The organism is Lacinutrix salivirga (assembly GCF_053604675.1).
The window spans coordinates 1-18,662 of record NZ_JBSHNP010000103.1; the positions used below are offsets into that span (position 1 = coordinate 1).

An 18,662-nucleotide genomic window follows, 5' to 3' on the forward strand; every position below is an offset into this window, starting at 1 on the left:
AGGCAGACGTACTGCCAAATTAAAATCAACATCTCGCAGTATTGTCTCCCTGAGCGCAGTCGAAGGGTCTATAGATAATAAAGCAAAAATTACACGCTTTATTTGGGACGGAAACGTACCTCTACACGAGTGGCAATACAACTTACAAGACAGACCAAAACTAGTTGTTAACGAAGAAGGCATACTAGAAAACGACAAACCAGAACCACTAGACAACCTTATAACTTGGATTTTTGATGCGATCAAACGTCAAAAAATAGTCCAGTGGACTATTTTAGTGCAGAGGCGAGCTGGCGCAATGGAGAAAACCTGCCGCAAAAATAACAAAACAGGACACCTACTCTATTATCACCGATTATTTAGGGACTCCTGTTGAAATGTATAATAGCGAAGGTGAAAAAACGTGGCAAGCAGAGTATGATATTTATGAGGATGGAGCGTAAATAAAAGGTTTGGTAAACCTTTTTAGCGAATAGGCCAGCTGGCAACGTGGCAAAGTAAGTTAGCAAAAGGAGTTGTAAGTGATTGTCCGTTTAGATATCAAGGACAGTATGCGACAGAGCGGAAATTTTATGTCCAGTGGACATGAAATAGTGATGGGCGAGCTGGTGCGCTGGCTAAACTGGGTTGTATTATAATAGATTTAGGTATTATGCTGCTGAAGAAGCAGTTTATAAATCTCAGGATTGACTCACCTTTCAAATTTAGTTTAGCACCAATATTTTGATTATGTTATTAATTAATCTTAAGTTTAAAGTAATTAATCAATTTAACAAATCAACCAACTATGAAATTGCTTCTTTTAACCCTAACGTATATGATTTGCTCAGTAAGTCTAGTGAATCAAGACCAACCAACCTACATTCAAACCGAAGCTAAAATCACAGAGTTAGATGCTCAAGTAAGTGGAAGACGATCTACTGCAACTGCAACAGTGAATTTTACAACAGAATCTGGTGAGGACATTACCAGCAAAGTAAGGTTGTTAAGCGTGCCATTTTTAGGGACTTTTAAAGAGGTTGGAGATATTATAGATATTGAGTACGAAGCCAACGATCCTTATGTTGTAAAAAGTAAAGCCGATTCGTTTTTGACTAAATACGGAATTTATATTTTAATTGGTGCTGGTGTTGCTCTAGCATTTAAAAGGTTTCGTAAAAAAGAATCTGTATAAATTCTAAAAATTAACGATTTAATATATCGGAAAGTAAATCGTTGCTAAGCAATGTATTTGGAAAGAAAAATGTATTTGGCACACCTACTCTACTCCTTTCTATTTCATTTCTAAACGGATTAAAAGGAGCGACAGAAACTGGTATTTGCGCCAATTCTCGTGTAAAATCTGGCATGCGCTCGCATATTTGTCGTAATCGAGTTGAAAACGGAGGCCTATTTAAAACCTCTGGATTTCGTAATGGCCAACTCCCATGGTTTCCTAATAATGCACGTCCTAATTCCGATGAGTGCACAGAAGCTACCATAGCAGCAAAAAATTCTTCAACATTTTCATAACTCGCCATAGGCAACAAAGTTACTGTGCCATTTACTCTTGCTAAACGCTCTGTACCTGTGACTTGACGCAATGCATGAGACATTTCGTGTAGCAACACCTCATCTGCAGTACCTTGCGGAACGTGAGCAGACATCGTACTTCGTTCTACACTAAACGCTATTTTAGAACCTGTACCAGAAGCAATTCTATCTGCTGTAAAAGTACCACCAGAAAGCTCGTTTCCTGGAGTAGCACTAGCATTATTGCCTCCAGCAGCTAGATATGGAGAAATAGTAACTCGCCTACTAGATCGTTCTAAATGCCTAACTACAATTCTACCAGTATTGGTAACTTGTATGTCGTTTATTACTGCCTGAATGGACTGCTCATACCTTTGTTGTAATGGTTGACTTCCTCTACTTCTAATTCTAATAGCCATAATACTTTTCGGTTTATTTATTAATACTCAAAAAGGACAAAGGTTAACCTATTTTGTGCGTATAAAAGAAAATTAAATTTGTGTCTCAAAATTGATTAGTAACATATTAATTAGTAATTTAGATAAATATGATTTGCGAAAATTAAATTATTAAACTTTTATACTTTTCAAATGCACAGAGTTGTCGTTACTGTTACTAGTACAAAAGATGGTATTGCCAAATTAACAAGCTATCCCTATAGACCAGATGGAATAAAGTATGAAGTGCCTTTATATGTAGTAACAGTAAAAGGTAAAGATAAATCCGGAAAAGATGTAGAAAAAAAATTTAAAGCCATACGATTTGGTGTTAAAAGAACCTCTACAATTAATGCACATATGGTAGGTTTACAGGATGCTCAATCTTATACACTTACATGGAGCTATATAACAACTATGAGAGAGAAAGCTTGGAGAGTTTATGCTGGTTTTTTTGTGCACAGAGGACCTATCAAGCCATTAGATGGAACTTATGGTTCTATTGGCTGTATAGAAATATGTGGTGGTGGAGAGTGGGATAAATTTAATAATTTAATAATGGAGTTGGCAGATTGTAGTAGTATGGCTGAGGTTAGCAATAATAAATATGCACGCATAGATTATATGGCTGCAGTTAAACCAGCATTGAAAAAATTATAAATTATGAAATTGAAATTATACATCACTATACTCGTTTTTGTTATTATTAGTTGTAAAAATGAAGCTAAACCAAAAGCTCCACAAACAGAAGGCCATACTATAGAGTCTACTATAACTAGTGAAAACCCTACAAAAACAACAGATTCAATAACAGTATATAATTCCAATTATTTAGCAACAAAAACAGTTATTGAATCCAATAACCTTGCATTAATTACACAGGGTTTAATTAAGGAATTTACAGACTATCCTTTTACTAACGATCCGAATCAATTAAGTGACACTAAAGAAATTTATGATGAAAAGTTATTTTTGGAATCCTTAGCGGAAGACTTTAAGAATAAAGATTTTTTAGAAGTTTCTAGCATTAATTATGCTTTTGTGTTACCAAAAGAGAATACTAATTCTAGTTATATTTCAATTGAAGAATGGCATTTTAAAACGCCACAACAAGCAGAATCTGCTTTCGAAAGTTTAAAGAATTTTAAAGAAACCGAAATTCATTTTAAAACTATTAATTGGATTTGGGTGCATCAAAAAGACAAACTATTTTTAATCTATTCTACAGATTATAAGGTTTCGAATCCAATAATGCAAACTATTAAACAACAAATTATAGATGTAGTTGCTGTATCTGGAGCGTATAAAACAATTCAGTTTTACGAGTAGTACATGATATTTTTACTAAAATTCAGAACCTTTTTCCCAAATTAAATGTGCTTTTGGAAGACTTTCTTTTGCTTCTTTTTGATACCAAACTGTTATGTTATGTAGCGAATCTTTTGTCCATATTAATTCTTCAATTTGTATTAAAGTAGGAGTTGTTTTTAAATCTTTATAAGCATCTTGTAAACTGTTATAAAACTCACCTTGCAAATTATCTAAACTTTCAGAATGTGATTTAATAGGCTTACCATACTTTTTTATTGCCTCATTTTTATTTAATGACATAATATCCTTAAAGTCCATAGTCTGAATTTTTGACTCTACTTTAGGCTTGGAGTCTTGATTATAAGTAATTGTTTGGTCTTGTTTATTTTTAGTATTACAATTTAAAAACAACACACATATTAGTATAGCATAAATTTTCATAATTAATATTTTGAGAACGTAGTATTACCAAGCATAGTGTTTAATTGTGAAAGCACAAAATCCAAATGCCTATCCCTTAGCGTATTACCAATATTCATTAAACTTCTCTTATCATTGTAGTAACTACTAGCAGAGTTATATTCATCGCCATGCATATTGGTACTTGCATAAATAGAGTTTCCTACAGAGTGACCAAATTCATGCGTTAATGGATACTGATAATAGTATTTACTATCATGTTCTCGCTGTCTTAAACTGGTGTCTTTAGTATCTAGATTAATTTTTTTACTTCCCCAACTTACACTGCTTGTTGGATTATCTTTGTAATCTGAAGGGTATTTAGTTACAAAAACTTTCCAATGTTCTGACTTTAAAACCCATTCTATATCAAAATTCACATCCCATTTTACATTGGCATATTTTTTAGCAAAATCTGAACTACCTGAAACTTTTAAATAAAAATAATTTCCCCAATTATTCCAAATAAGGTTGTCTGCTTTTTTATGAAATGTTTTCTTTTCAATATAACTCCAATCCGAAGCTGCAGCATCTTTAAGCCAAGTATATTGCCATTTTTGTTTAATCAATATTGTCCCTCTATCTGCTTCGATATGGATGTCCATCCTATCTGTATTTTTAGAGTAATATGGCATATTTTAACTACTATATTTGATGTTAAACAAAAAACCTCTTCTTAGAGTAATTAAGAAGAGGTTGGTAAATTGTTTTTTATTTATTGCTGCTCGTAATCCGCATCCCATTCTGTACCATCATCTCCTTTTTGACCATCCATTTTAATCATAAAGTTTTTGGCTGGGAAATACGGTTTCATGTGGATATCTAAAAACACACGATCTTTTTGATTTGGATCTTGCTCAAATCTTTTAATTGAAAAATCTTCAATAAGTTTATCTGGTCCTGTAATCCCATCTAAGAACTTAACAATTTGTCCCATTAATTCTTTTCTGGTTTTGGCATTAAAGTTTTCGAAAGCACGACGGTTTAAGAAATCCATTAATACTTTTGTTACATAATCAAATACTCTAACAACAGAATAGGTTTGTAAGCCAAGGTTATCTCCATTAAACAATGTTTTTGCAGAGAAAGCCATAACTTTACCATACTCATTAACCATAGGTACTAATCCCATTTTCTCTAAATGAGCAATTTCGCTTTTTTTAAGATCAAAACGTACACCATCTATTTCGTTAATACCACCAAACTTTTTACCTGCAGTTACCTGAGACATTAAGGTTTGGTATATTTTTCCAGCTAAAGCTCCTGCTGGTGGAACATATAAATCGTCTTCCTCACCTACCTCATCTACTTTACCTCTTCCAACAAGCCAGTTACAAGCCATAATTACATTAGACTTGTACTTATCTCCACTTGTTAAATTGGCAGCTTCAAACATTTCCATAACATCATCTGGCTCATCTAAGTGCTCAAAATCTGTGACTAACATTGCTTTATTTTCGTGTGCAATTTTTGCCCACTTTTCTACTACTTTATTAGAACCTAAATAACCTGGTATTACTAATAAACCATAGTTTTCTCTTAAATCTAATCTATCGTACGTCGATTTTAATTCTTCTGCAACAGCATCAATAAATCTAGTATTATCTAAATCTTTAACTTGCTCAAGCTCTGCATTCATTATAGAAATATTCTTCAACTTATCAGACTCTGTATTTTTGTAAAATAAAGCCATAGATCTGTAAGAACGCTCTAAATCATTTGTTGCATCCAATGCTCTGTGTAAATTTTTCTTTAAAGAATCGTTAGCAGATTTAGACTTTTCTTCAGAAGCTTCTACCATTTCAGAAATACTATCAGAATCTGATAGTATAGAAGACCAAATTTCTAACACTTTTTTTAGTTGCTCTCTATCTTCTTTTTTAGCGTTCTCTGTAAGAAATATTTTTTTTCTTGCCTTACGTTCTGGGTTCATATTTTGAACACCTTCTATACAAGACTCTAACAGATCGAAACCTCCATATTTGGCAAGTTGTTCACTTTTTTCTTTTAAATATTGTGCTGGATTTTCTACTGGAGAAAATTGTTGTTGTGATTTTGCCATAATTATTTGCTTTCTTCAATTTCTGTTAATAATGCACGCATAGCTTCTAATAAAGAGGCTTTTGCTTCTGGGTTTTCTAAAGCTGTTTTTAGAATCTTATTCGTTTTTAATTGCTTTACGATTTTAATATACTGATCCTTTTCTGTATTAAGGTCTTTTAAAAACTTACTTTGTCTTGTAATTCCTTTGCCTCCAAAATCGCCTAAATTTTTAAAATTTAAGTTTTCTTTTTTGCCAACACCATCAGCATCTTCAAACTCTACTTCTACTTCTGGGTTGTAGTGTTCAAAAACTTCTTCCACCGTTTTTAAGCCAGTAACAACTTCTGGTTTAATGGGTTGATCTTGTGTTAGTTTTTCTACAAAAAGTGTTCTGTTTTGAGGTATTTCTTGTATGGCTTCATTAGCATCTGTTTTCACTTCTGTGCCACCTAATCCGTAAGTATCCATATTATTTTGGTTTAATTAATTCTTTGTTTACGATAAATATAAGCAATTTATAGTTATTTCAACTTATTTATATTGCCACTTTAATTCTTTTTTTGTGTTTAAATCTAAAGACACTTTTGCGCCTTTTGTGATATCGCCAGAAATTATCATTCTAGACAATGGTGATCTTAAATCTGTTCTGATCACTCCTCTTAATGGTCGTGCACCATATTTTGGTGTAAATCCTTTTTCTGCAAGGTGAACCATTGCTTTGTCTGATATGTTTAAAGTAATATCTTGTTTTTCTAAGGCTTTAAGCAATCCTTTTAATTGAATTTTAAATATTTTAACCACATTTTCTTTAGTAATTGGAGAAAATGGAATGATTTCGGTTAATCGTCCTAAAAATTCTGGTCTAAAATAACTTCCCATAATTTCTAGCAGGTCGTTAGATTTTGGAATAATGCCTTTATCGAAAGACTCTACAATATGCTGACTTCCAATATTTGATGTAAATAAGATAACTGCGTTAGAAAAATCACCTATTTTACCTAATCTATCACTTAGTTTTCCTTCGTCTAAAATTTGAAGAAAAATATCGAAAACCGAAGGGTGTGCCTTTTCAATTTCGTCAAAAAGGACAATAGAATAAGGTTTTTGTCTAATTTTATTTACCAGCAAACCACCTTCTTCGTAACCTACATAACCTGGAGGTGCTCCGTATAAAAGTGCCGCAGAATGTTCTTCTTTAAACTCACTCATATCAAAACGAATAATTGCCGTTTCGTCTTGAAAAAGAAATTCTGCTAAGGATTTTGCCAATTCGGTTTTACCAGTACCTGTTGGTCCAGAAAAGAAGAAAGAACCTACGGGTAATCCTGGTTTACTTAATCCTGAACGCGATTCTAAAACTGCGGAAGTGATTACGCTAATGGCATGATCCTGACCAATTACACGTTTTTGAAGCACTGCTTCCATATTTAATAAACGCTCTTTTTCGTCGGCTTGCAATTTTCCTGTTGGAATACCTGTTTTATTGGCTATTGTAGAAGTGACATCATTTTTAGTGATACTTGTTTTTTCTTTTGAAGCTATTTTCTCTAATTGAGATAGCATCTTTTCTAAAGCTTTAAATCCTTGTTTTGGCGTTTTTACATTTTCAAAATGGTTATCATCGCCTAATTCATCAAAAAGTAAATAGCTTAACTTATTTTTCATTAGTGCATATTGCCATATTTGTTCTTTCAATACAGCTTCATTTTTAAACTCTTTATTGTTTTTTAATTCTTCGAGATGTGTTTTAATGCTATTTATTTCATCTACAGAAGTTTCAATCATGTATTTTGCGGCAGACATTGTTCTATCAATTAAATCAATAGCAGAATCTGGTAAACTACGCTCTTTATTGTAACGCTTTGCAAGTCTAATGGCTTCTTTTATAGTTTCGGAATCGATTTCTAAACTGTGGTGATCTGTATAATAAGAAACTGTGTTTTTAATCATTCTATGCGCTTCATCTTCATTAGGCTCCATTAATCTTACAATTTCGAATTGTCTGGATAAGCCTGTATCGACTTCTATATGCTTTCTATACGCATCGTTAGTGGCAGTACCAATAACGGTTAATTCGCCTTTAGACAATTCAGACTTTAATAAGTTTGCTAAGCCTTGATTGCCTTGGTTTTTATCGGTTAAGTTATTTATTTCATCCACCAAAAGAATAGCTTTTGGAAATTGTTTTATTTCCTCAATTACTTTTTTTAAACGGTCTTCTATTTCGCCTTTATAACCTGCTCCAGAAATTAAATTAATAAAATCTAATTCGAATATTTTAGCATTTTTAAGATGTTCTGGCACATTATTATTTACAGAGGCATACGCTAATCCATTAAATAAAACGGTTTTACCAACTCCAGGATCTCCAAGAATTAGCACGTTTGGTTTTGAGCGTCTTCCAAGAATTTCTCCAATCATTTTTATTTCGGATTCACGTCCAGAAATAGTATCTAACTCATTATTACTTGCGCCTAAAGTTTTATCTATACAATATTGAGATAGTGTTTGTGTACCTGTAGCGCCTTTTGGTTTTGAGGCTTTAGGTGTTGCAATAGTAGCTCCTTTTTCTCCATCTGTATTTACTGTTAATGTGTCTAAAATTTCTTTTGGTGTTAACGAGAAAGACTTTAATTGCTCAAAAGTGAAACCTACTCCAGGTGTACATAGTGCGATAAGTGCACAAAACTCGTTAACCTCTTCTAAACCTAATTTTAGTTTAATAGTATCGGCTTCGTAAAAAACAGCTTCCACTTTATCGTCTGCAGAAGGATTTTCTGGAACCTTTGTGGTTTTAGGTAGTGACTCTAAGCGTACCTCTGCCCATTCCTCTACATAATAACCATCCTGACCTATGCTTTCTAAATACTTAACTAATCCTATGTTTTTATGCATTAATGCTTTAAGCAAATGCGCAGGAGCATAATTTTTATGAGAATATTCTCTTGCGATTGCCTGAGAAATATGAATTGCCTCTTTTAAAGTCTTAGATAATACATAATCTGCCATAAATGGTGGTTTGTTTTTGGTATATTATTAATGTTATTAAACGTAAATGGTTAACAGTGTAGGTGTGTTTTATGACATAAGGCAAATCTAATTTAGAAATAAAAAAAGAGAAAACCAACTATTTACTCTTTAACGCTACTAATAGTATTTAAACGAGAAATGAGTCTATAAATCTTTATCTATTTAGTAAAAAATTAGTTTATAAATTATTAATAAACTCTAAAGCTCTCTGTTCATTATAATAAATTCCACCTTTTTGAATAAATCCAACATGACCTCCATAATTTGGCATTTCTAAAAATACTTTAGGGTTGTTTTTTGCTTCTTTTACAGGAAAACATTCTGGTGATAAAAACGAATCGTTTAAAGCGTTAATAAGTAATGTTGGCACCTTAATAGTTGGTATAAACTGAAGGCTACTAGATTTTGTGTAATACGTAATTGCATCCTTAAAACCATGTGCTTTAGACGTGTAAACCTCATCGAAATCTCTTAAAGTTTTAATTGAATTAACTTCTTTAACACTTATGTTTTCAGGGAATTGACTTAATTTTGGTATTAACTTATCTACTAAATGTTTTTTAAACCGAATTGCATAAGGTTTGTTTTTAAATTTATGTAACTCTATAGCAGAGCCTTCTAAAAAACAAGGTGTAGAAATTGCTATTCCTGCTTTTACTTGCTTAGGGATCTCTCTATCTTCTCCTAAATATTTTAGAGTAATATTTCCGCCAAGACTAATGCCTTTAATGTATAATTCTGAATAGTTTTTATGTTCTAAAATATGTTGTATCACTTCGTGCAAATCTTCTGTTGCACCAGAATGGTAACTGTAATATTTTAAATTTGGCGTTCCACTACAGCCTCTAAAATTTACACAAACCGCATCTACTCCATTTTCATTAAATAATTTTGCAGACCCAGTAACATAAGGTCGTTGTGCATGGCCTTCTAATCCATGTAATAATATGATAACCTTATTTGATTTTTGTTTTGAATAACTCCAATCTAAATCTAAAAAATCGTTATCACTAAGTGTTATTCGCTCTCTTTTTTGGTCTAATTTTACCTTACGAATTAAACCAGAATATATAGTCGCTATATTTCCGTTTCTAAATAGAAATGGAGGTTTAAAAGTAGAATTTAATATTGGCATTATACTTCTAGGCTTGTAAATTTAAATTCATCTCCATTAAACAAGCCTTTATCACTTAATTTTAAGGCAGGAATCACCAACAATGCCATAAAAGACAACGTCATATAAGGTGCTTTTAAATTGCTGCCTAACTCTTTTGCCATAACATCTAAAGCAGCGTATTGCTTACCAATAGTTTCTCCATCCTTATCGCTCATTATACCTGCAACTGGCAAAGGCACAATTTTTTCTTCGGAAGAATTAACTGCACAAATTCCACCTTTATTTTCTATAATTAGGTTTACTGCTTTACAAATAGCTGCGTCGGAAACTCCAACTGCAATAATATTATGCGAATCGTGGCCAACAGAACTTGCGATTGCTCCTTTTTTTAATCCAAAATTTTTAATAAATGCAATTGCTGGCTTATCATTATTATAACGATTAACAACGGTCATTTTTAGAATGTCTGTTTCTGTATTAGACACTAAGTTTCCATTTAAAAGAGTGGCTTCTTCAATAAGTTCATTAGTGACTAGCTGACCTTCTAAGGCTTCAATTACTCTAATTTTTTCGGCTGAAGAATTAATTCTAAAATCTTCAATAGTTTTCTTTTCAGTATTAAAATTATTCAGATTTTTAAAAGCTATATTTTTAATATTTACTTTTCCGAAATCATAAACCAATTCACCATTTATGTAGGTTTGAAGCGTTTTAAAATTTTTTAAATCTTCAACCACAACACAATCTGCTGCATCACCAACTCGAAGCATTCCAACTTCTAAATTATAATGTTTTACAGGGTTAATACAAGCGGCTTGTAACACTTTAAACACATCTATATTTTTAGCGACTGCTCTTGCACATAACTTATTAATATGATCAATCATTAAATCGTCTGGATGCTTATCGTCACTACAAAACATCATGTTTTCAAAATGTTCTGGTAATAAATCTATTAAAGCCTCAAAGTTTTTTGCTGCACTACCTTCTCGAATAAGGATTTTCATTCCTTTTTGGAGTTTCTCTAAGGCTTCATCATAAGTAAAACATTCGTGATCTGTACTTATTCCTGCTGCAATGTATTTTGTGATATCTTTTCCTCTAACTCCTGGTGCATGACCATCTACTGGTTTATTGTTTTGTTTGGCGTGTTCTATTTTTTTCAGGACGTCTTCATCATCAAACAAAACACCTGGATAATTCATCATTTCTGCCAAATATTTAATATCTGGATTTTGCATTAGAGTTTTAATGTCTTCAGCATCTATAATCGCTCCTGCAGATTCAAAACTGGTTGCAGGCACACAACTTGGTGCACCAAAGTTAAATTTTAAAGGCACTTGTTTTCCGTTTTCAATCATAAACTCAACTCCTGCTACTCCTAAAACATTGGCTATTTCATGCGGATCGGAAACTGTAGCAACTGTACCATGTTGTACTGCTAGTTTAGCAAATTCGCTTGGTACTAACATGGAACTTTCTATATGGATATGAGCATCTACAAAGCCAGGTAAAATATAGTGATTGCTCGAATTATCTGCTTCTGTAATAGTTGCAATCTTTCCATCTACGATAGTTACTTCTCCTTTGTAAATGCGTTTGTTTACAATGTTTACTATATTTCCTTTTAGTGTTTTCAAAATTTAGTTTTGTTCTTGTGCTTCTCCCTTAAAATTATTCAATCCAAGTTCCAACCACTTAAAATAAACCTCAGCATTTGGTGTGTATGCTATGGTATGGTTTAATAATTCCATATCATGATTTAGCAACACATAATAAGGCTGAGAATTATTTTGGAAATTTATAGTCTGTAAAGTCGCTAACTTATCTCCAATAGTTTTTATGTTTTTAAGGTTTCCACTAGGTTTTAAATATTTAAACTGCTCTTCTTTTGGGAGTGCACGTTTATCATCTACGTATAGCGATATAATTATAAATTCGTCATTAAGCATATTATAAATTTCATCTTTACTCCAAACCTGCTCTTCCATTTTACGACAGTTAACACATGCCCAACCTGTAAAGTCTAACATAATTGGTTTGTTCTGTTCTTTTGCAGCTGCAATACCTTCGTCTATATCTTTATAACAATTTAATCCTAAAGGACAATCGGAATCCTTTTGATAAATACTATAAGGCAAAGGTGGTGGGAAACCACTTAACAATTTTAAATTAGCATATTTTGTATTGGTTAATCCTGGAATTAAGTAGATTACAAAAGAGGCTACTAAAATTATAAAAGCCCATTTACTAAAGCTTATTTTTTTGAAAGGTCCATCGTGCGGAAACTTTATTTTACCAAGTAAATACAATACTAATCCAATACCAATTATAATCCAAAGACCAATAAATACTTCTCTTTTTAAAATTCCCCAATGTTTTACTAAGTCTGCGTTAGATAAGAATTTTAAAGCAAGTGCAATCTCAATAAAACCAAGCACCACTTTTACAGTGTTTAACCAGCCACCAGATTTTGGCAATGAGTTTAACCATTTTGGGAACATAGCAAATAAACTAAATGGTAAGGCTAAGGCTAAACCAAAACCTGTCATCCCAAGTGTAAGTTGCATGGCTCCTCCATCGCTTGTTAATGAGCTACCTAATAAGGTTCCTAAAATAGGACCTGTACACGAAAACGAAACAATAGCCAAAGTTAAAGCCATTAAGAATACACCTATTAAACCTCCAATACTATTGGCTTTACTGTCTAATTTATTACTCCAAGAGCTTGGTAAAGTCAACTCAAAATAACCAAAGAATGAAAATGCAAACAGTATAAATATCACAAAAAAGATAATATTAAGCGTCACATTTGTAGAGACATTATTTAGGATTTCTGGGTCTAAAGAATCTAAAACGTGAAATGGTAAACTCAATAAAAAATAAATTAATAAAATAAAGAAGCCATACATTATGGAGTTTCCAATTCCTTTTTGAGCATTGCCTGCACTTTTAGTAAAAAATGATACAGTAAGCGGAATCATTGGGAATACACAAGGAGTTAATAACGCAATTAAACCTCCTAAAAACCCTAATAGAAATATGGTGAAATTACTTTTTTCCTTCACATCTTCCTGCTCATATTTATCCCAACCAGTGACACCTAAATCTAATTTATTGGACAAAGCTATGCTTCGCTCATCCATTGTTGCTACTGTTTTAGTCTCTGTTTTACCATCTAAAGAGGTTTTAAACAAATGTGTGTTTGGTGGTAAACATTTTTCATCGTCACAAGCTTGAAACTCCACTTCTGCCTCTATATATTTTGCGTCTTTGTTTAGGAGCTTTATTTTTTGTTTAAAAACAGCTTTGTTTTCAAAGTACCACACTGTCATCCCAAAAGCGTCTTCAAAAATTTCTGTGGTCTGGGATTCTTCGGTTTTACCTTCTAATTTGTAGTTAACGTTTGGAAATTTAAAATCGAATGTTGTTGGTATTGGACCTAATTCTAATTCTTTTTGAGAATAAATATGCCATTTATTATCTAGTGTGGCTGTGTATTCTAGCTCATATTCATCGTCTGAAAGCTTTTTAGCTTTAGACGACCATTGTACTGGTTCATATATTTGTGAGTTGTTTTTCGCTTTCGCTGAAGAGTTAGCAGTAAGGTTGAAGTTTAGAATTTCACTCTCAAAAATACAGCTTTCATCGTCACAAGCTTGGTAACTAACTTCTCCTTCAATTGAAGAAACATCACCTTTTAAAAGTTTTATTTTTTGTACAAAAGTGGCTTCCTTTTCAAAATAAGGCAAATCCATTTGAAACACTTTATCAAAGGCTACTATTGGATTTCCTTCTTCGGTTTTTCCAATTAACTCAAAAGTTTCACCTAATTGATCTTCATTATAAGAAAATGATGTTGGTATTGTCGCTTCTTCTGGAATAAATTGAGAATACAAATGCCATTTGTCTTTAATTTCAGCTTTATAAATTAAGTTGTATTCTGTGTCTGTAATTTGTTCAACCTCTGTTGTCCATTTTACTTTTATATCTTGAGCATTTAAAGTCGAAAACGTAATAAATGCTAGTAAAATTCCTAAAAAATGTTTCATTATGTAATAGTAATTTTTAATATATTTTTAGTGGATTCTGAAACCTTAAACCTGTTATCAGCGCGTTTGCCAATAATCCAAACGATATTGTTTTCAGAACATAAAATCCAAATTTTTTCTTTATCCAACAAAGATAGCTTTTCATCTTTAAAATATTTACTCAACTTCTTTTTTCCTTGCATTCCAAAAGGATAAAAATAGTCTCCTTTTTCCCATTGCCTTACTGAAAGTGGGAATTTTAACAAATCTTTATCAACGTGGATGGTATTTGCGTTTTTAACGGTTTCTAAATCTAGTTCTTCAAACTCTAAAATGCCAATTGGTAATTGCAATTGCTTGTTGGTTTTTACAATAAATTTAGTATCGCTATTTAATTTTGAAGTGTTTTGAGTTAAGATTAATGTCTCTCTATCTTTTAGTAATTGGTGTGTAGCAGAATAGACCAATTTACCACTTTGTGCAGTAAGCAACTTATAAATGTCGTCCCATTGTGTAAAACCGTAGCTTTTAAAAATTTCAAACAGATACGCTTTTGGATTATTGAGTTTTATTAGTGCTGAAATTTTATAACTTATTTGAGTGTCGTCTATTTGTAAAATAGCTCGTTTTAAAACAGCTTGCACACTTTCTTCTACAATATCTGCTGTATCGTTTAAATTATTTAGTGTGTTTTTAAAATTTGACAGTAGGTCTGGACTCAACGTTTTTAAAACAGGTATTACATCATGCCTTAGCTTATTCCTCAAATATTTTGTAGTAGCGTTACTGCTGTCCTCTCTCCATTTAATACTATTGCTTTTTGCGTAGCCTTCTAATTCCTCTCTTTTAAATTGCAATAATGGTCTTATAATATTTCCGTTAATTTCTGGGATTCCTGTTAGGCCTTCTAAACCTGTTCCTCTGGTAAAATTAATTAAAAAGGTTTCGAGATTATCGTCTGCATGATGTGCAGTGAGTATGTAGTCAAATTGTAACTGATTGGCTAAATCATTAAACCAATTATAACGCAATGCTCTTGCTGCCATTTGTGTGGACAGTTTATGTTTTGTAGCATATTCTTGGGTTTCGAAATGTTCTATAAACACTTCTAAATCTAGGTCTTCAGCAAGTTGCAAAACAAAGTCTTCATCTGCATTACTTTCGTTTCCTCTTAGATTGAAATTACAATGTGCTAAAGAAAATTTAAGGTTTGCTTGATAACATAAGTGTGTTAATACCACAGAGTCTAATCCTCCAGAAATAGCGATAAGGAGTTTGCTTCCTTTTAGGAAAGATAGGTTTTGGTTTATATGTTTTTGGAAAGGTTTTAACACGTGCTAAAGTTAGTATTATTTTTATTCTCGTGAAGATATTTTAGACACGAATTTCACTAATTTTCATGATTATAAAACTATTAGATTGTGTTGTATTACGCAGAGGTGTGCAGAGGTTTAAAAATGCATGCGTAAAGTTTTTTTAGACACGAATTTCACTAATTTTTACGAATATAAAACTATTAGATTGTGTTTTATTACGCAGAGGTGTGCAGAAGTTTATAAATACATACGTGAAGATATTTTAGACACGAATTGCACTAATTTTCACGACTATAAAACTATTAGATTGTGTTGTATTACGCAGAGGTGTGCAGAGGTTTAAAAATGCATGCGTAAAGTTTTTTAGACACGAATTGCACTAATTTTCATGATTATAAAACTATTAGATTGTGTTTTATTACGCAGAGGTGTGCAGAGGTTTAAAAATGCATGCGTAAAGTTTTTTTAGACACGAATTTCACTAATTTTCACGACTATTTAACTTGATTACTTATAAGCAACTATCTTCTTGGGAAAAACTGAGACTGAGACTGAGACTGAAAACTGAGACTGCAAACTCTAATTCTCCAATACTGTTCGCATCGCCTTTGCCTTAACTAAACACTCTTCATATTCTTTTAACGGAATACTTTTAGCTGTAATTGCTCCTCCAACAGAATACGATACATATTTATTGGTTGCATTGTATAAAATACTTCTAATAACAACATTGAAATCGAAATTCCCTTTTGGAGAAAAATAGCCAATTGCACCAGAATACAAACCACGTTTAGCATCTTCTAAATCTTCAATAATGTGCATGGCAGAAATTTTTGGAGCTCCAGTCATACTTCCCATTGGGAAGGTTGTTTTTATACTATCTACAGGATGTGTGATTTTAGAAACTTTAGAGACTACTGTAGATATCATTTGGTGTACTTGATCAAAGGTATAAACTTTACACAATTCCTTCACTTTAACGCTTCCTTTTGTTGCTGTTTTAGACAAATCGTTACGTACCAAATCAACAATCATAATGTTTTCACTACGTTCTTTTTTATCCTGAGAGAGATTTTGTTTTAAAGTGTTGTCTATTTGTTTATTTTCACTACGTTTTGCTGTTCCTTTTATAGGTTGCGAAATTATGGTTTTACCCTTCTTTTTTAAATAGCGTTCTGGCGAAGCAGATAACACATATTTATCACGTAGTTTTAAAAACGTTGCAAATGGAGGTCGAGAAATAGCGTTGAGTTTGTTGTAGGTTTCTAATGGATTAATTGTAGTGTTTTCAGCATAAAATTCTTGGCAAAAATTAGCTTCGTAAATATCTCCTCTGTTAATATGAGCCAGCATTTGATCTAGCTTACTAAAATAGTCTTCTTTTTGAGTTCTTAATTTTATTTTAACTGAAGGCTTCTCGCTTTCTACTAAAGATCTACTAAAATTTTCAATTGCAAACACATCGTCTTTTAGGTCATCGCTAACAGCATTTAAGTATTTAATTTTTACTGTTTTTCCTTTAAAAAAAAATAGCTTTTTAGGCTGAAAGAAAAACAAGTCAGGAAAACCTAATCCATCAAAATTATTGGATTTAAGGTGCTCAACATCGTTTTTTAAATCGTAGGTTAAATAGCCAAAAATCCAGTCTTTTGTAATGGTTTGGTATTCTTTTAATTTGTCAAAACCATTAATATAATCCGTTTGGATACTAGTAAAGGCATCTACAGCTAAAACAGCATCGTAGCTAGAATACTTTTGTTTTTCCTGATAGTTATCGGAATTAGAATCTAACCATACCACATCGTTAAATTGCTGACTCCAAGCCAGTAATTGACTTTTAAATTTGGCTATGGATTTTGGCTTATGTTTTAGTGTTGTTCTCAATACCACAAAGTACCGAAAATTAAGTCTGATTTTAAAACTTACTTTAAAAAGATTACAAGCTTATAAGTATTGACAATTATATTAATTTACCTTTGCAGAAAATTATTAATTGTGGATTTTCAAGATTTAAATTTAAACACGCCTCTATATAACGCTTTAGACGATTTAAGGTTTACAACACCAACTGAAATACAAGCAGAAGCTTTTAATGTTGTTGCTAGTGGTAAAGATATGGTTGGTATTGCGCAAACTGGTACTGGTAAAACCTTTGCCTACATGCTGCCAATACTAAAAAATTTAAAATTCTCAAAGCAAGAAAATCCACGTGTTTTAATTTTAGTACCTACCAGAGAACTTGTTGTACAAGTGGTTGAGGAGATCGAAAAACTTGCCAAATACATTAACACACGTGTACTTGGTGTGTATGGAGGTACAAATATAAACACTCAAAAACAAGCAGTTGCACAAGGCCAAGATATTATTGTTGCCACTCCAGGACGTTTGTACGATTTGGCAGTGAGTAGAGTTTTACAACTTAAATCTATCCAAAAATTAGTGATTGACGAAGTAGATGTGATGTTGGATCTTGGGTTTAGACACCAACTTATTAATATTTTTGATATCCTACCAGAACGCAGACAAAATATTATGTTTTCTGCAACAATGACTGAAGATGTAGATGCCTTAATTTCAGATTTCTTTATCGTTCCGCAGCGTGTTTCGATTGCTGTTTCTGGTACACCTCTAGAAAATATAGCACAAACTAAATATAGCGTCCCAAACTATTACACCAAACTAAATTTATTAGTACACTTATTTAAAGATACCGAAACGTTTAATAAAGTATTAGTATTTGTATCCAATAAACGTATGGCAGATCGCTTATTCGAAGCTTTAGACGAGCATTTTAATGCAGAGCTTTGTGTTATTCACTCTAATAAAACGCAAAATTACAGATTACGAAGTATCGAACAATTTAGAGCTGGAGAAAACCGAATTCTTGTGGCTACAGATGTTATGGCTCGTGGTTTGGATATTGATAATATTTCGCATGTTATAAATTTTGATACACCAGATTATCCAGAAAACTATATGCACAGAATTGGTAGAACTGGACGTGCAGAACGCGAAGGACAATCTTTAATTTTTTCTACTGAAAAAGAACAGAACTCGCTTGAAGCTATTGAGGCGTTAATGCAAATGGAAATTCCAAAAGTTGAAATTCCTGAAAGTGTTGAAGTTTCAAAAGAATTAATTGAAGAAGAACGTACTGTTATAAAAGAGCGTTACAATCCAATAAAACGCAAAGATGAAGATGCTCCTGGACCTGCTTTCCACGAAAAGAAAGAAAAAAACAGAAAAGAAAATTTAGGAGGTTCGTATAAATTTAAAATGGCTGCTAAATATAAAAAGCCAAAGACAAAAGGCGATAAAAACTACAATAAGAGAAATAAGAAAAAGTAAAATTTACCTTTTCAATTTTAAATTAAAACTTACCATTTGTCGAAAAATTTCTAAAATT

At 32.3% G+C, this 18,662-nt stretch carries 16 protein-coding genes and 1 pseudogene; 6 read left to right on the forward strand and 11 right to left on the reverse strand.

Features of this window, described 5'->3' with window-relative positions; genetic code table 11:
• From ACVC5O_RS07355 to ACVC5O_RS07365, 3 genes and pseudogenes are all read left to right on the forward strand, one after another.
• Positions 1-376 (forward strand): annotated as a pseudogene (locus tag ACVC5O_RS07355) (hypothetical protein); the annotation flags it as partial.
• Position 377: 1 nt separating this feature from the next.
• A complete protein-coding gene (locus tag ACVC5O_RS07360; protein ID WP_452221066.1) occupies positions 378-443 on the forward strand; it encodes a hypothetical protein in 66 nt (21 codons plus the stop codon).
• 344 nt (positions 444-787) lie between these two features.
• Complete coding sequence (locus tag ACVC5O_RS07365) at positions 788-1,174, forward strand: hypothetical protein (protein ID WP_452220831.1); 387 nt, start codon at positions 788-790, stop codon at positions 1,172-1,174.
• 10 nt (positions 1,175-1,184) lie between these two features.
• Here the strand turns inward: ACVC5O_RS07365 and ACVC5O_RS07370 are convergent, their stop codons facing one another.
• A complete protein-coding gene (locus ACVC5O_RS07370) occupies positions 1,185-1,931 on the reverse strand; it encodes a M91 family zinc metallopeptidase (RefSeq protein ID WP_452220832.1) in 747 nt (248 codons plus the stop codon).
• 171 nt (positions 1,932-2,102) lie between these two features.
• Between ACVC5O_RS07370 and ACVC5O_RS07375 the strand changes: the two genes are divergently transcribed.
• Together ACVC5O_RS07375 and ACVC5O_RS07380 are read left to right on the forward strand one after the other, a co-directional pair.
• Positions 2,103-2,609 carry a hypothetical protein gene (locus ACVC5O_RS07375; protein WP_452220833.1) on the forward strand — a complete coding sequence of 169 codons (507 nt, stop codon included), beginning with the start codon at positions 2,103-2,105 and terminating at the stop codon, positions 2,607-2,609.
• Between the two features lie 3 nt (positions 2,610-2,612).
• Positions 2,613-3,278: a hypothetical protein gene (locus ACVC5O_RS07380; RefSeq protein WP_452220834.1), complete on the forward strand. Its 666-nt coding sequence runs from the start codon at positions 2,613-2,615 to the stop codon at positions 3,276-3,278.
• Positions 3,279-3,293: 15 nt separating this feature from the next.
• Here the strand turns inward: ACVC5O_RS07380 and ACVC5O_RS07385 are convergent, their stop codons facing one another.
• The 10 genes from ACVC5O_RS07385 to ACVC5O_RS07430 all read right to left on the reverse strand — a co-directional run bounded on the left by ACVC5O_RS07385 (position 3,294) and on the right by ACVC5O_RS07430 (position 17,140).
• The gene (locus ACVC5O_RS07385; protein ID WP_452220835.1) at positions 3,294-3,701 is read right to left on the reverse strand and encodes a hypothetical protein; all 408 of its coding nucleotides are present in this window, start codon (positions 3,699-3,701) and stop codon (positions 3,294-3,296) included.
• 2 nt (positions 3,702-3,703) lie between these two features.
• Complete coding sequence (locus tag ACVC5O_RS07390) at positions 3,704-4,354, reverse strand: hypothetical protein (RefSeq protein ID WP_452220836.1); 651 nt, start codon at positions 4,352-4,354, stop codon at positions 3,704-3,706.
• An 80-nt stretch (positions 4,355-4,434) separates the two neighbouring features.
• Positions 4,435-5,781 carry a DUF5458 family protein gene (locus tag ACVC5O_RS07395; protein ID WP_452220837.1) on the reverse strand — a complete coding sequence of 449 codons (1,347 nt, stop codon included), beginning with the start codon at positions 5,779-5,781 and terminating at the stop codon, positions 4,435-4,437.
• A gap of 2 nt (positions 5,782-5,783) precedes the next feature.
• Complete coding sequence (locus ACVC5O_RS07400) at positions 5,784-6,230, reverse strand: hypothetical protein (protein ID WP_452220838.1); 447 nt, start codon at positions 6,228-6,230, stop codon at positions 5,784-5,786.
• A 63-nt stretch (positions 6,231-6,293) separates the two neighbouring features.
• Complete coding sequence (locus tag ACVC5O_RS07405; protein ID WP_452220839.1) at positions 6,294-8,771, reverse strand: ATP-dependent Clp protease ATP-binding subunit; 2,478 nt, start codon at positions 8,769-8,771, stop codon at positions 6,294-6,296.
• 199 nt (positions 8,772-8,970) lie between these two features.
• Positions 8,971-9,927 carry a YheT family hydrolase gene (locus tag ACVC5O_RS07410; RefSeq protein WP_452220840.1) on the reverse strand — a complete coding sequence of 319 codons (957 nt, stop codon included), beginning with the start codon at positions 9,925-9,927 and terminating at the stop codon, positions 8,971-8,973.
• Positions 9,927-11,549 carry an adenine deaminase gene (gene ade / locus ACVC5O_RS07415; protein WP_452220841.1) on the reverse strand — a complete coding sequence of 541 codons (1,623 nt, stop codon included), beginning with the start codon at positions 11,547-11,549 and terminating at the stop codon, positions 9,927-9,929. The genes ACVC5O_RS07410 and ade overlap by 1 nt, the downstream gene beginning before the upstream one ends.
• Before the next feature lie 3 nt (positions 11,550-11,552).
• Entirely contained in the window at positions 11,553-13,961 is a 2,409-nt protein-coding gene (locus tag ACVC5O_RS07420; protein ID WP_452220842.1) for a cytochrome c biogenesis protein CcdA, read from the reverse strand.
• Entirely contained in the window at positions 13,961-15,274 is a 1,314-nt protein-coding gene (tilS, locus tag ACVC5O_RS07425) for a tRNA lysidine(34) synthetase TilS (RefSeq protein ID WP_452220843.1), read from the reverse strand. The genes ACVC5O_RS07420 and tilS overlap by 1 nt, the downstream gene beginning before the upstream one ends.
• Positions 15,275-15,835: 561 nt before the next feature.
• Positions 15,836-17,140 (reverse strand): anthranilate synthase component I family protein, encoded by a 1,305-nt coding sequence (locus tag ACVC5O_RS07430; protein WP_452220844.1) that lies wholly within the window; start codon positions 17,138-17,140, stop codon positions 15,836-15,838.
• 111 nt (positions 17,141-17,251) lie between these two features.
• On the opposite strand from ACVC5O_RS07430, the gene ACVC5O_RS07435 reads away from it, so the two are divergent.
• Positions 17,252-18,604, forward strand: a complete 1,353-nt coding sequence (locus ACVC5O_RS07435; RefSeq protein WP_452220845.1) for a DEAD/DEAH box helicase — start codon at positions 17,252-17,254, stop codon at positions 18,602-18,604.
• The last annotated feature ends 58 nt before the right edge of the window (positions 18,605-18,662 follow it).